Below are 12690 nucleotides of genomic sequence, written 5' to 3'. Positions count from 1 at the left end.
TTAGTTGACTGTCCGAACGCGGCGCCACAGCGCCAGGCACTGCCAACAGCCCTCACCGGGCGGCCCTGATGCGCCAAGGCCCGCTCGCCGGCCGGTATCCCGCGGTGGCCGCCATGGTCACCTTGGCCTTGATTCCCTACCTCGCGTTATCTGCCGCGGTCGATCCGCTGGTGCCGATCATCTCCGCCCAGCTGAACCTGTCCGCCCAGACCATGAGCCTGGGCTTCGGCCTGGGCAATGCGGCGTATGCCGTGGGTACCGTGCTGGCGGTCCAGTTCGCCCAGCACCTGCCCCAGCGCCGGATGCTCCTCGCCTACGCGGTGGTACTTGTCGTGGGCTCGATTCTCGCCGCATCGGCGGTCAACGGCACGATGTTCATCGGCGGGCACATCCTGCAGGGGCTGGCGACCAGCATGCTGCTGATCGCCGCGGCGCCGCCTCTGACCATCGGCTTCCCCAGGGACAAACTGCGCTACACGGCCGTGATCATGAACATGTGCGTGTTCGGCGCCGTGGCCCTCGGCCCGTTCATCGGCGGCGTGCAGGCCGAGGCCCACGCGTGGCGGCCACTGTTCTGGATCATCGCGGGAATCGCCGTCCTCGCCCTGCTGATGGCCGCTCTGACCTTCGAGGACGCGCCGCCTGCCGATCTCGACGCGCCGCGCGACTTGAAGGCGATCGGACTGGCCGCCGTCGGCTGCGCCGCTGCGTTCATCGGTGCCGCACAACTCACCACTCACAGTTTCACCGACCCGGCGGCGCTCGCGCCGATGGTGGGCGGCTTGGCGCTGATCGTGGCGCTCATCGCCTACCAGTTCCGGGCCCGTCGCCCGTTGCTGACCGTCCGCACGATGCTGACCAGTTCGATCCCGGTCGCCGGTGTCGGTCTCGCACTTTTCGCGGCTGCCGCGTCGGTGGCGGCGACCGCGTTGACGGCCGAGGTCTTCATGCAGACCTACAGTCCGGTACAGGTCGGGCTGTTGTACCTGCCCGAACTCGGCGGTGCCATCGTGATGGCCTTCGTGTTCGGCGCCGTCATCTCCAGGCGTGCCATGCACTATCTGCCGCTGGTCGGCATGGCGCTGCTCGCCGCGGGGATCGTGGTGTTCCGGCTCGCCATCCCGGCGAACCAGCCACTGGCCCTGCTCGCCTCGTTGCTGACCGGACTGGCGTTGGGCGCCACGGTGGCCCCCGCCTTGTTCGTCGCTGGATTCTCGCTGCAGTCCAACAGCCTTCAGCGTGTGTTCGCGATCATCGAGTTGTTGCGGGCCGTGGCCGCCTTCATGGTGGCGCCGATCTTCGCCCACTTCGCGGCGACGGCGGCGGGCGGTCTCACCGCCGGCGCGGGCGATGCCCTGTGGGTCGGATTCGGGCTGTCGGTCGGCGGCGCCATCTTCGGGGTGGCCGTCTACGTCCTCAGCGGCGCCCGGCCCCAGCGGCCCGACCTTGACCAGTTCCTCGATGGCGAATCCCCGGCCTGGTACTCGCCGCCACTTCTGGCACGGCTCCGTCCCGGCCTGCCCGCACCGATCACCTCGTCCGGCGCCACCCATCCGGCCGTGCCGGTCGCACAGGGCCCGAGCTCGGCCTCCCCGGGCCGGTGCTGTTGGCCTACGACGGAACACCACGCGCCGCGTCCGCCATCGAACATGCGGCGGCCGAACTGTCAGACCACCGCGACGCGCTGGTGGTGTGCGTCTGGCAGCCGGTCGACGTCGGATTCACGCCCGTCGAGACCACGCATTTCGATGCCGACCAGGCCACCGAAGTACGCCGCGTCGCTCAGCTGACGGCCGCGCACGGCGCATCGCTGGCCACCCGGGCCGGCTTCTCGGCCCAGGCGTTGGCCGTCGAAGCCGCGCCTATTTGGAAGGGCATCGTCGAGACCGCCGACGAGCACAACGCGAGCCTCATCGTGGTCGGCCCGCACCGGCGCAACGGACTACTGGGCCACTTCGAAGGCAGCGTGGCCGCCGCCGTCGTCGCGCATTCCACGACTCCGGTGTTGGTCGTGCCCGAGGAGCACAGCTGTCAGACGCTGTCCTGAACGTGCTTACGGAGGTTGTCCCGAAGTGTGGAAACACCGCGCTGCATGATCCTGAGTTCGTCCAGTGATAGACCGGTGGCCGCCACGAGGTCCATCTCGAACGCCTCCGCGCGGAGTTCACGGCCGGCCTCGGTGAGGCTGACGACCACCTGACGTTCGTCGCTGGGATCACGCTGCCGTGTGACGTACCCGAGCGTTTCGAGCTTCTTGAGAATGGGCGTCAGCGTGTTGGACTCCAGGAACAGCTTTTCCCCCAGGCCGCCCACTGTCTGGTGGTCCTGCTCTGACAGCGCGACAATCGCGATGTACTGCGTGTACGTGATGCCCTTGCTGTCCAGGATCGGCTTGTAGGCCTTGCCGTACGCGAGGTTGGCCGAGTAGATGGCAAAGCACAGGAAATCGGAGAGCTGCGGAGCCTGAGGTGCCATGTCCAAATTATATCGGATCCGATTTAATCGGACGGGATGGAATGTGGAGCATCCCGCGTTCATCCCTAACGCATCCAATTGCATCGGACCATCCAGACGAAGGAGACCGCAGTGACCAGCAGCCAGACCGACAACGTCCTCTACACCGCGCAGACCCACACCACCGGCGGGCGGCAGGGCGAGTCCTACAGCTCCGACGGCAACCTCGACATCCAGCTCACCCCGCCGGGCGGCAACGGCGCAGGCACCAACCCCGAGCAGTTGTTCGCGGCCGGTTGGTCGGCGTGCTTCCTGAGTGCCATGGGCCTGACCGCGGGCAAGCACAACGTGAAGCTGCCCGCCGAGACCGCGGTGGACGCGGAGGTAGACCTGCTCAACACCGACGGGGCGTTCTCACTGCGGGCCCGGCTCAACGTCACCATCCCAGGTGTCGACCGGGAGACCGCCCAGGCGATCGCCGATGACGCGCACCAGGTCTGCCCGTACTCGAAGGCGACCCGCGGCAATATCGACGTCACCATCAGCGTGGCCTGACACGTTGCGCCCGGCCGGGGTTACTCCTTCATGTCCAGCACCGGCGTCGGCCGCTGGAAACCACGGGTGACCCCGGCCAGCCACGCGAATCCCACTGCCAGCCAGCACAACCCGACGATCAGCGTGGTCCCGGACAAGCTCGTCCACAACCACACGGTCAGCAGGAAGCCGATCAGTGGCAGCACGAGCTTGCTGATCACCTGGAGGCCATCGCGTTCCTGCCGATCGACGAAGTAGTGCTTGATGACCGACAGGTTGACCACCGAGAACGCCACCAGCGCACCAAAACTGATCAGCGAGGCCAGCGTGGCCAGGGAGATGACGGTCGCCAGTAGCGATACGACCGACACCGCAAGGATCGCGTACACCGGGGTGGCGAACCGCGGCGAGACGAAACCGAAGACCGGGCGCGGCAGGATGCCGTCGCGTCCCATCGCGTACAGGATTCGGGCCACCGAGGCCTGCGACGTGATGGCGGACCCGAGCGCACCGGCGACATAGGCCGCGGTGAAGAAGGTCTGCAGGAACTGCCCGCCCGCGGTCAGCATCAGGTCCAGGGATCCGGACTCGACATCGGCGAACTGGTTGGACGGGAACACCAGTTGCCCGAGATAAGACAGCACGACGAAGATCACGCCCGACACCAGCGTTGCGATCATGATCGCTTGCGGCACAGATCGTCTGGGCTCCTTGGCCTCCTCGGACAACGTGGACACCGCATCGAATCCCAGGAACGACAGGCACAGGATCGCCGCGCCGGCCAACACGGGGCTGAATCCGGTCGTGGTCCCGTCGCCATGGATCGGAGCCATCAGGTCGAGCGTGCCCAGGCTCATCACCTTGGAGGTGGCCAGCACCAGGAACGTCACGATGAAGATCGCCTGCACCGCGATGATGACGAAGTTCGCCCTGGCCACCGACACGATGCCGACGATGTTGAGCACCGTCACGATCGCGATGGACAGCACGACGAACACCCAGGACGGGATCGCGGGCAGCGCGGCGTGCAGATAGATCCCGATCACCAGGTAGTTGATCATCGGCAGGAACAGGTAATCCAGCAGGAGCGACCATCCGGCGAGGAACCCGACCGGGGCGCCGAAAGTCTTCTGCGTGTAGGTGTATGCCGAGCCGGCGACCGGGTAGGCGACCGCCATCATGGCGTACGACCGGGCCGTGAACACCATGGCCGCCAGCGTCACCAGATAGGCGACCGACAACCTGCCGCCGGTGGTCTGGGTGACGATGCCGTAGGTGGTGAACACCGTGAGCGGCACCATGTAGACCAGACCGAACAGCACCAACGACGGCAGGCCCAGAGCTCGGCGTAGCCGCCCCTCGGTCGCTTCAGCCACATCGGACATGCCAGTTCCTCTCATTCCGCGGCCGAATAGATCTGCGTGCCCTGCAGATAGGTGGCGCGCACCTTCAGCGCCGGAAGCTCCGACGGTGGGAGGTACCGGGGATCGCGGTCCAACCACACCAGATCAGCACTCGCGCCGGGAACGATGCGGCCCCAATTCTCTTCCGCGAAAGCCTGATACGCCACGGCAGTGGTGTAGGACGTCAGCGCGTGCTCGATCGGAAGGACCTCTTCCGGGGTCCAGCCGCCCGCCGGCTCGCCCTCGGATGTACACCGCGACACCGCGACAGCGATACCGTCCAGCGGCGCACCCGAGGACACCGGCCAATCCGATCCGAACGCCAGCGCCGCACCCGAACTCTCCAGCGTGCGCATCCGGTACTGCCGATCCGCCCGTTCGGCACCGAGCCGGGGAATCGTGAGCACTGTCATCAGCGCATCCATCTGCGCCCACAGCGGCTGCATGTTCGGGATGACACCGAGCTCGGCGAACCGACCCAGATCGGCGTCGTCCACCAATTGGGCGTGCGCGATCACGGGTCGCCGGTCCCGCGGACCATTGTGCTGCGCAACGTATTCGATGGCATCGAGGGCCTGGCGCACCGCGGCATCGCCGATCGCGTGGATGTGGATCTGCAGACCCAGATCGTCGACCTTCTTGGCCGCCTCGGCCAGAGCGTTGCCCTCCCACAACTGCATACCGTGCGAGTGCAGGCCCGAGCAGTACGGCTCCAGCAGCGCACCGGTCTCGTTCTCCACCACGCCGTCGGCGAAGAACTTCACCGTCTGCGCGGTCAGCAGCGGTGAACCCGCGGCCTGAACCCGGTCCCTGGCCGCGGCGTATTGCGTGACCTGGGCGTCGAAGTGGCGCGGGTCGGCGTAGAAGGCCAGATTGAACCGCATCCGCAGGGTGCCCTGCCGAACGGCCGCGAGATAGGTGTCCAGCTCCGCCGGCTCGACCCAGGCGTCCTGAACCCACGTCACGCCGCGCGCCAGGTAGTAGTCGGCGGCCGTGCCCAGCGCCGCGACCCGGACGGTCTCGTCGAGGGCCGGCATGACCGCGGTGATCAGGTCGGTGGCGCCCCATTCACGCAACGTGCCCAGCGGGGAGCCGTCCTCACGGCGCGGAATCTCACCGAGCACCGGCTCGGGGCTGTCCGCGGTGATGCCGGCGCGCTGCAGCGCAACCGAATTGACCCAGAAGGTGTGGTAATCCCAGGCGCGCAACACCACGGGGCGGTCCGGGACCGCCGCGTCGAGCCATCGCGCGTCGAACAATCCACCGGGGGCAAGGCTGCCGTCGTACGACGCGCCGACGATCCACTCCTGATCGGGGTTCGCGTCGGCGAACTCCTTTACCGCCGATACAATTTCGTCGATCGACTGGCAGGGCCGCACCGCGGGGCCCGCCGACTCCAAACCGCCGAACAGCGGATGTGCATGGCCGTCACCGAACGACGGCATCAGGAAGCCGCCCTCCAGGTCGACCTTTCGATCGGCCGCCGACGCCAACGCGTCGTCACCCACAGCCTGCACCACCCCGTCGGCGACGAGCAGCGCATCGGTCGTCGTGGTGGGCGTCCAGATCGCACCGCCGTGGAAGAGGGTCGCAGTCTTGTCCGGCACGGAAAATGACGTCACAAATTGGTCCTAGTTCTCGGGCAGAAACACCGCGGTCCCGCGGAGCACGTTGGTGGGTTCATCCAGGTCAGAGCCACACCGACCCCACCCACACGGCGACCGCCGCGAGGCAGCACCGCACGACAGCGGTGCGCGGGCGGCCGCAATGAGCGTGGTCATGTCACTCCTAAAGCGAATGGAATTCGTTTATTGTGTGACCCAGACCACCCTTTGTAAAGCGGTGGGACGAAATCAGGGGGAACAGATCATGGGGCGTCCATCGATACCGATCCTGTCAATGGACCGGATCGCCAGTGCAGCAATGGATCTCGTCAACACGACGGGGGGATTCACCATCCCCGAACTGGCCCGCAGGCTCAAGGTCAGCCCGTCATCGCTCTACAACCACGTGTCCGGACGCGAGCAGATCGTCGAACTGCTCCGCGAACGCGCGATGTCGGAAGTCGAGCTACCCGACATCGACGCCGACCGGCCGTGGGCCGACATCCTGGCCGACATCATGCGCTCGTACCGCAACAGCTTCGCCCGCTACCCGCGACTGATCCCGCTACTCACCGCCCATGCCGTCAACAGCAGCCAGGCGCTCACGATGTACAACGCACTGGCCGTCACCCTGACCCGCGCCGGGTTCAGCCCAACCGACACGCTGCGGACCATCACCCTTGTCGACAACTACGTGCTGGGGTCGGCCCTCGACCTCACCGCCCCCGACAAACCGTGGGAGTCCGGGGACCCGGTCGGTCCGGAGTTGACCGCCGCGCTGGCCACGGGCGCGCCCAGGCCGGCGCGCGCCGACGACGCGTTCGAGTACGGACTGGCGGTGCTGCTCCGTGGGCTGGTCCGGGCCTGACCCAGCCCACGCTGTGAATCGCCGCTACCCGCAGCGGTTGCGGAAATCAGTCGCCGGTTGCCGGAGGCCTTGCAGTTCGGCCCGGATCTGCGGCTTGTCCTCGAGGTATACCTGCACCGAATCTTCCATCTGGTCGGTCGACTGCCCCTTGAGGCTGGTGAAGAAGTCATTGACGTCAGGATGGGTGAACAGGTAGGCCGAGGTGGCCGCGCGGACCCCGGCCATCACACCGGCCAGGTCGGCAGCCGTGCAGTTCGGCTCGTCCGCGGCAGCGACAGGCGCGCCAACGGCCAAGAGCGACAGGCTGATTGCGCCGGTTGCGATCACACGGGTGAACATGGTGGCTCCTAAATCGACTCGGATAACTGGGCTAAGGCTCACGGACGCCCCGGCCGCCAGCCGCCGCCACCACCGCCACCACCGTTGTCGGGCGGGCGGGGGTCGATGTTGATTTCCAAGCCCCCGCCGGCGCAGTACCAGTCGTTGGCGCAGTAATACGGGTAGTAGGGGCCTGCCTTCGGGGGTGTCGGTCCCCCACCGCGCACGCTGCCCTGCGCACACACCGTGGAACCGCCGGCGTCGACACACTCCGCGGCGGCGGGCGGTGCGGCGGCAATGGCGATCGGTACAGTCAAACCGGTAAGGGCGAGTAACACTGGACGCCACGTGCTCCGCATGACCACTCCTCAGTAGGTCCCCGTGGGCCGAGAATAAGACCCGGGGACGCCCAAATACCCGGTATCGACAATATCCGGTCGCCGGCAGTAACGCAGGGCCGCCACGGCATTCGTAACCGGTTGTATTCGCCCAGATCGCAAGGATGTCCGCCGGACATCAAGCTCCCTAGCCTGACGCGCGTGAACGAAGACTGGCTGGCCGTGATCGTCGGCCTCACCCTACTGACCCTCGTGCTCGTCGGCGCCATCCCCGGCAGCGTGATCCCATGACCAGCACCGAGGAACGCTCACAACAGCGTTCACCGAAGATCGGCTACGCCGTCGCCGGCGTGCTGGTGGTCATCGCGCTCGGTGCGGCCACCCGCTTCCTGGAGACCCAGGTTCCCCACTGGGCCGCCGGAACTCCTCTGGCCAAGATCGCCAAATCGGTCGAATTCCCGGTCTATGCAATCGCTCTCGGGTTGATCGGCAACGCACTCCTGGCCAAGTTCGCGCTCCGCGACGTCCTGTCCCAGGGCTTTCGCACCGAGTTCTTCATCAAGACCGGCCTGGTCCTGCTGGGAGCATCGATCAATCTCAAGGTGCTCGCCACCGCTGCGGGACCGGCGATCGTCCAAGCCCTGCTACTGATTTCGATCGTCTTCGGGTTCACCTGGTGGCTGGGCGGACGACTCGGTCTCGACGACAAACTGCGAGCGCTGCTCGCCTCGGCGGTCTCCATCTGCGGGGTGAGCGCGGCCATCGCGGCCGCCGGCGCGGTACAGGCCCGAAAAGAGCAACTGGCCTACGCCGCGTCGCTCGTCATCGTGTTCGCGCTCCCCTCGATCTTCCTGCTGCCCTGGCTGGCCGACGTGTTCGGACTGTCCGACGCGGTGGCCGGAGCCTGGATCGGCGGCAACATCGACACCACAGCGGCCGTGGCCGCGGCCGGCACGATCGCAGGTGAGCAGGCCCTGCAGATCGCCACGATCGTCAAGACCACCCAGAACGCGCTGATCGGCATCGTCGCCATCGCCCTCACCGCCTACTTCGCCCTGAAGGTCGAGCGCCAGTCCGACACCCCCGACCCGGCGGTGGCCCGCCCGTCGCTGCGCGAATTCTGGGACCGCTTCCCCAAATTCGTGCTCGGCTTCCTCGCCGCCTCGGTCATCGGCACGCTGTACCTGCAGTTCGTGTCCGACGGCAAAACGGCGATCGCAACGGTCAACGACCTGCGGACCTGGTTCCTGATCTTCGCCTTCGTGGCGATCGGACTGGAATTCTCACTCCGCGGCCTCAAGGAGGCAGGCTGGCGGCCCGTCGTATTGTTCGCCGCGGCCACCGTGGTCAACATCGTGGTGGCGCTCGGATTGGCCTCCCTCCTGTTCGGCGGTTTGTTCGGCAGCTTCGGCACGGGGTAGCCGTTACCCTGGCTAAGTGCCGACAACCTGGTCACGGCGAGGGTTTTTCGCGGTCACCGCCGCGATGACCCTCGTCGCCGCATGTAGCACGCAAAAGCCCGGCGAGGTGAAGAAGGACGGTTCGGTGACCGTCCGCCACCTCTTCGGGGACACCAACATCCCGGGACCACCGCAACGGGTGGTCAGCGCGGGATTCACCGAGCAGGACGACCTGCTGGCCCTCGGTGTGGTCCCGGTCGCGACGACCGAATGGTTCGGGGGCGAGCCGTACGCGGTGTGGCCCTGGGCGCAGCCGAAACTCGGGGGCGCCCAGCCCACCGTGCTCGGCCTGAACGACGGCATCCAGGTCGACGAGATCGCAGCGCTCAAACCGGACCTGATCGTGGCCACCAACGCCGGGCTCGACGCCGACACCTACGCCAAACTCTCCGAGATCGCCCCGACCATCGCGCAGTCGGGACCCGACGCGTTCTTCGAACCGTGGCGCGACCAGGCCACCCTCATCGGCCAGGCGCTGTTCCAGAACGATGCGATGACAGCCCTGGTCGCCGGCGTGGACGACAGGTTCAAGGCGGTGGCCACCAACAACCCGGGGTTCGCCGGCAAGAAGGCCATGCTGCTCGCCGGCACCTTGTTCCGCGACGGTGTGCAGACCCAGACGGGGTGGCGCACCGAATTTCTCACCCAGATGGGCTTCGTCGTGCCCCCGACACCCGAACTGATCCCGCGCTCGGACTTCGCCTCGGTGCTCGACGCCGCCGACGTGCTGATCTGGACCACCGAGAGCGATCAGGAGCGCGACGCCCTCCTGGCCGACCCGACCATCGCCGAACTCAGGGCGACCACGCGCAAGCGGCACATTTTCACGCCAAAAGACCTGGCCGGCGCCATCGCGTTCGCCTCACCGCTGTCCTACCCCGTGGTGGCCGATCAACTGCCGCCCCTGCTCAACCAGGCACTGACCTGACAAGATGACCGGGTGACAAGCACCCAGGAACACTCCGAGCACCGCGGTACCGCCATCGTCGGCTCGGCCTACTATCCGGTGCTCGTCGCGGTCTTCACGGCCCTGGTGATCATCTCCAACGTGACCGCCACGAAAGGCGTCGCCTTCGGGCCGGTCATCGGCAACTGGTCGATCATCACCGACGGCGGTTTCATCGTATTCCCGTTGACCTACGTTATCGGCGACGTGCTCTCCGAGGTGTACGGGTTCAAGGCCGCGCGCCGCGCGATCTTCCTCGGGTTCTCCATGAATGCTCTTGCCGCATTGGCATTCTGGATCACCATCTATCTTCCCGCAGCGGACTTCTACACCAATCAGGAACACTTCGAGAACATCGTCCACGCCTACACCCAGTTGATCGTGGCAGGCCTGGCCGGGTTCATCGTCGGGCAGACCATCAACGCCTGGGTCGTGGTCGCCATCAAGGAACGGACCAAGGAGAAGCACCTGTGGGCCCGCCTGGTCGGATCCACGTTCGCCGGCCAACTCGGCGACACCCTGGTCTTCTGCGGCATCGCGGCCAGTGCGATCGGAATCAGCACCTTCGGCGACTTCGTCACCTACACGGCGCTGGGCTGGGTCTACAAGACCGCGGTCGAGGTGGTCATGCTGCCGATCACCTACCGCGTGATCGCCACCATCAAGCGCCGCGAGCCCACATATCAGGCCGCCGTTTGAGGCTTCGATAAGGCACCTCTGGCAAGGTTCATAGAGCCGGAGCTTTCTTAGCTACCGACGGGTAGCTTCAGGTCATGAGTGTGACATCAGAGGTGATGGACGCGGGACCGAGCCTGAACCCAGGCACCGCCCGCGACTATGGCGATCAGGCTCTGCTGCTCGAGTTCGACAGCACTGCCGATGTTTTGGCGTGGACCGCCACGCTCACCGCGGCCCAACTGCTGGGTGTGCTCGATATCGTGCCTGCGTCACGCACGATCTTGATCAAGCTGGCCGATCCCCGCTACCAGGCACCCACGCGACAACGGGTGAGCAAGTTGCGGCTACAACCCGGAGCTGCACCTGTCCGCCCGGCCGGCCAGGCGGACGTGACCATCGACGTGACCTACGACGGTGCCGACCTGCACGAGGTCGCGACACTGACCGGGCTCACCCCGGCACAGGTGATCGCGGCGCACACCGGCACCCCGTGGCAGGTCGGATTCATGGGCTTCGCTCCCGGATTCGCCTACCTGGTCGGTGGCGACGAACGACTGCAGGTACCACGCCGGGCTGAACCCCGAACCAGCGTTCCGTCCGGCGCGGTGGCGCTGGCCGGCGAGTTCAGCGGCATCTACCCACGGCAGTCGCCGGGCGGGTGGCAGTTGATCGGGCACACCGACGCGGTGCTGTTCGACGTGCATCGGGACCAACCGGCACTGCTCACCCCAGGCACGTGGGTGCAGTTCCGGGCCATCGGCTAGTCGACGAGGAGCAGACCCATGACCACAACATTGGAAGTACTGCGCACCGGACCGCTGGCCCTGGTCGAGGATCTCGGCCGTCCCGGAATGGCCCACCTCGGCGTCACCCGCTCGGGTGCCGCCGACCGTCGGTCCCACACGCTGGCCAACCGCCTGGTGGCCAACCCGGGCGAGCACGCCACCATCGAGGTGATGTTCGGCGGATTCTCCGCGCGGGTGGTCGGCGGGGATGTCTCCATCGCGGTCACCGGCGCCGACACGGACCCAGCGGTCAATGGAATCCCGTTCGGCACCAACAGCATTCACCACGTACACGAGGGCGAGGTGATCTCGCTGGGAGCCCCGCACTCGGGGCTGCGCAGCTACCTCGCGGTACGCGGCGGCATCGCCGTCGAACCGGTCCTGGGTTCGCGGAGCTACGACGTGATGTCGGCGATCGGCCCGGCGCCGCTGCAACCCGGCGACATCCTGCCGGTCGGTGAGCACACCGCCGACCTGCCCGAGACCGACCAGGCCCCGGTCGCCTCGATCAGCGGGGATGTGCTGGAACTCAACGTGGTGCCCGGCCCGCGCGACGACTGGTTCGTCGACCCCGACGTGCTGATCCGGACCAACTGGCTGGTGACCACCCACAGCGACCGGGTCGGGATGCGTCTGGTCGGCATGCCGCTGGACTACCGTTGGCCGGACCGTCAACTGCCCAGCGAGGGCGCGACTCGCGGGGCAATTCAGATACCGCCCAACGGTTTTCCGGTGATCCTCGGGCCCGACCATCCGGTCACGGGCGGCTACCCCGTGATCGGCGTGGTGACCGACGAAGACATCGACAAGCTGGGCCAGGTCCGGCCGGGGCAGACCGTGCGACTGCACTGGGCGCACCCCCGCCGGCCGTTCGAGGGCTAGCCGCCGGGCAACGTAGAGACACCGGCGCGCAGCGCTGGTAGAACAAGGGTGTGCCTTTCCAGGATGTCAGCACGCCCGTCCGAGGCGGGATCCTGCACACCGCTCGACTCGTCCACACCTCCGATCTCGACCACGAGACCCGCGAGGGCGCCCGCCGCATGGTCATCGAGGCGTTCGAGGGCGATTTCACCGACGCCGACTGGGAGCACTCGCTCGGCGGCATGCACGCATTCATCTGCCATCACGGTGCGCTCATCGCGCACGCCGCCGTGGTGCAGCGGCGCCTGATCTACCGTGACACGGCGCTGCGCTGCGGCTACGTGGAAGCCGTGGCGGTGCGCGAGGATTGGCGCGGCCAAGGTCTGGCCACCGCCGTCATGGACGGGGTCGAGCAGGTCCTGCGCGGCGCCTACCAACTCG

At 66.9% G+C, this 12690-nt stretch carries 13 protein-coding genes and 2 pseudogenes; 10 read left to right on the top strand and 5 right to left on the bottom strand.

Annotated features, from left to right (window positions below; genetic code table 11):
- Positions 1-68 precede the first annotated feature (68 nt).
- Together TX88_RS35690 and TX88_RS34865 are read left to right on the top strand one after the other, a co-directional pair.
- A pseudogene (locus TX88_RS35690) lies at positions 69-1226 on the top strand (MFS transporter); the annotation flags it as partial.
- Between the two features lie 374 nt (positions 1227-1600).
- Positions 1601-2047 (top strand): universal stress protein, encoded by a 447-nt coding sequence (locus TX88_RS34865; protein ID WP_244438339.1) that lies wholly within the window; start codon positions 1601-1603, stop codon positions 2045-2047.
- On the opposite strand, the gene TX88_RS03885 is transcribed toward TX88_RS34865, so the two are convergent.
- Positions 2032-2475, bottom strand: a complete 444-nt coding sequence (locus TX88_RS03885) for a MarR family winged helix-turn-helix transcriptional regulator (RefSeq protein ID WP_044514806.1) — start codon at positions 2473-2475, stop codon at positions 2032-2034. The genes TX88_RS34865 and TX88_RS03885 overlap by 16 nt on opposite strands.
- A 111-nt stretch (positions 2476-2586) precedes the next feature.
- Between TX88_RS03885 and TX88_RS03880 the strand changes: the two genes are divergently transcribed.
- On the top strand, positions 2587-3009 hold the full coding sequence (locus TX88_RS03880) for an organic hydroperoxide resistance protein (protein WP_044514805.1): 423 nt from the start codon (positions 2587-2589) through the stop codon (positions 3007-3009).
- A 20-nt stretch (positions 3010-3029) separates the two neighbouring features.
- Here TX88_RS03880 and TX88_RS03875 read toward each other — a convergent pair whose 3' ends face one another.
- Together TX88_RS03875 and TX88_RS03870 are read right to left on the bottom strand one after the other, a co-directional pair.
- Positions 3030-4373 (bottom strand): APC family permease, encoded by a 1344-nt coding sequence (locus tag TX88_RS03875; RefSeq protein WP_044514804.1) that lies wholly within the window; start codon positions 4371-4373, stop codon positions 3030-3032.
- A gap of 11 nt (positions 4374-4384) precedes the next feature.
- Positions 4385-6013: an amidohydrolase gene (locus TX88_RS03870; RefSeq protein WP_044514802.1), complete on the bottom strand. Its 1629-nt coding sequence runs from the start codon at positions 6011-6013 to the stop codon at positions 4385-4387.
- Between the two features lie 247 nt (positions 6014-6260).
- Here TX88_RS03870 and TX88_RS03865 point away from each other — a divergent pair, with 247 nt between their 5' ends.
- On the top strand, positions 6261-6863 hold the full coding sequence (locus tag TX88_RS03865) for a TetR/AcrR family transcriptional regulator C-terminal domain-containing protein (protein WP_044514799.1): 603 nt from the start codon (positions 6261-6263) through the stop codon (positions 6861-6863).
- A gap of 24 nt (positions 6864-6887) precedes the next feature.
- Here the strand turns inward: TX88_RS03865 and TX88_RS03860 are convergent, their stop codons facing one another.
- Both TX88_RS03860 and TX88_RS33080 read right to left on the bottom strand, forming a co-directional pair.
- Positions 6888-7202: a heme-binding protein gene (locus TX88_RS03860; RefSeq protein ID WP_044514797.1), complete on the bottom strand. Its 315-nt coding sequence runs from the start codon at positions 7200-7202 to the stop codon at positions 6888-6890.
- Between the two features lie 38 nt (positions 7203-7240).
- Positions 7241-7540, bottom strand: a complete 300-nt coding sequence (locus TX88_RS33080; protein ID WP_084621963.1) for a hypothetical protein — start codon at positions 7538-7540, stop codon at positions 7241-7243.
- Between the two features lie 266 nt (positions 7541-7806).
- On the opposite strand from TX88_RS33080, the gene TX88_RS03855 reads away from it, so the two are divergent.
- The 6 genes and pseudogenes from TX88_RS03855 to TX88_RS34860 all read left to right on the top strand — a co-directional run.
- Positions 7807-8940 carry a YeiH family protein gene (locus tag TX88_RS03855; protein WP_044514796.1) on the top strand — a complete coding sequence of 378 codons (1134 nt, stop codon included), beginning with the start codon at positions 7807-7809 and terminating at the stop codon, positions 8938-8940.
- Positions 8941-8956: 16 nt separating this feature from the next.
- Positions 8957-9907 carry an ABC transporter substrate-binding protein gene (locus TX88_RS03850; protein ID WP_044514794.1) on the top strand — a complete coding sequence of 317 codons (951 nt, stop codon included), beginning with the start codon at positions 8957-8959 and terminating at the stop codon, positions 9905-9907.
- Between the two features lie 12 nt (positions 9908-9919).
- A complete protein-coding gene (locus TX88_RS03845; protein ID WP_044514793.1) occupies positions 9920-10624 on the top strand; it encodes a queuosine precursor transporter in 705 nt (234 codons plus the stop codon).
- A 74-nt stretch (positions 10625-10698) separates the two neighbouring features.
- Positions 10699-11367 carry a 5-oxoprolinase subunit B family protein gene (locus TX88_RS03840; protein ID WP_044514790.1) on the top strand — a complete coding sequence of 223 codons (669 nt, stop codon included), beginning with the start codon at positions 10699-10701 and terminating at the stop codon, positions 11365-11367.
- An 18-nt stretch (positions 11368-11385) separates the two neighbouring features.
- A complete protein-coding gene (locus tag TX88_RS03835; RefSeq protein ID WP_044514788.1) occupies positions 11386-12270 on the top strand; it encodes a 5-oxoprolinase/urea amidolyase family protein in 885 nt (294 codons plus the stop codon).
- Between the two features lie 50 nt (positions 12271-12320).
- Positions 12321-12690, top strand: a pseudogene (locus TX88_RS34860) (GNAT family N-acetyltransferase); the annotation flags it as partial.

The organism is Mycolicibacterium septicum DSM 44393 (genome assembly GCF_000455325.1).
Lineage (GTDB): Bacteria > Actinomycetota > Actinomycetes > Mycobacteriales > Mycobacteriaceae > Mycobacterium > Mycobacterium septicum.
The sequence above is the reverse complement of the archived record's forward strand: the minus strand, read 5'-3'. Positions and strand labels throughout refer to the sequence as shown.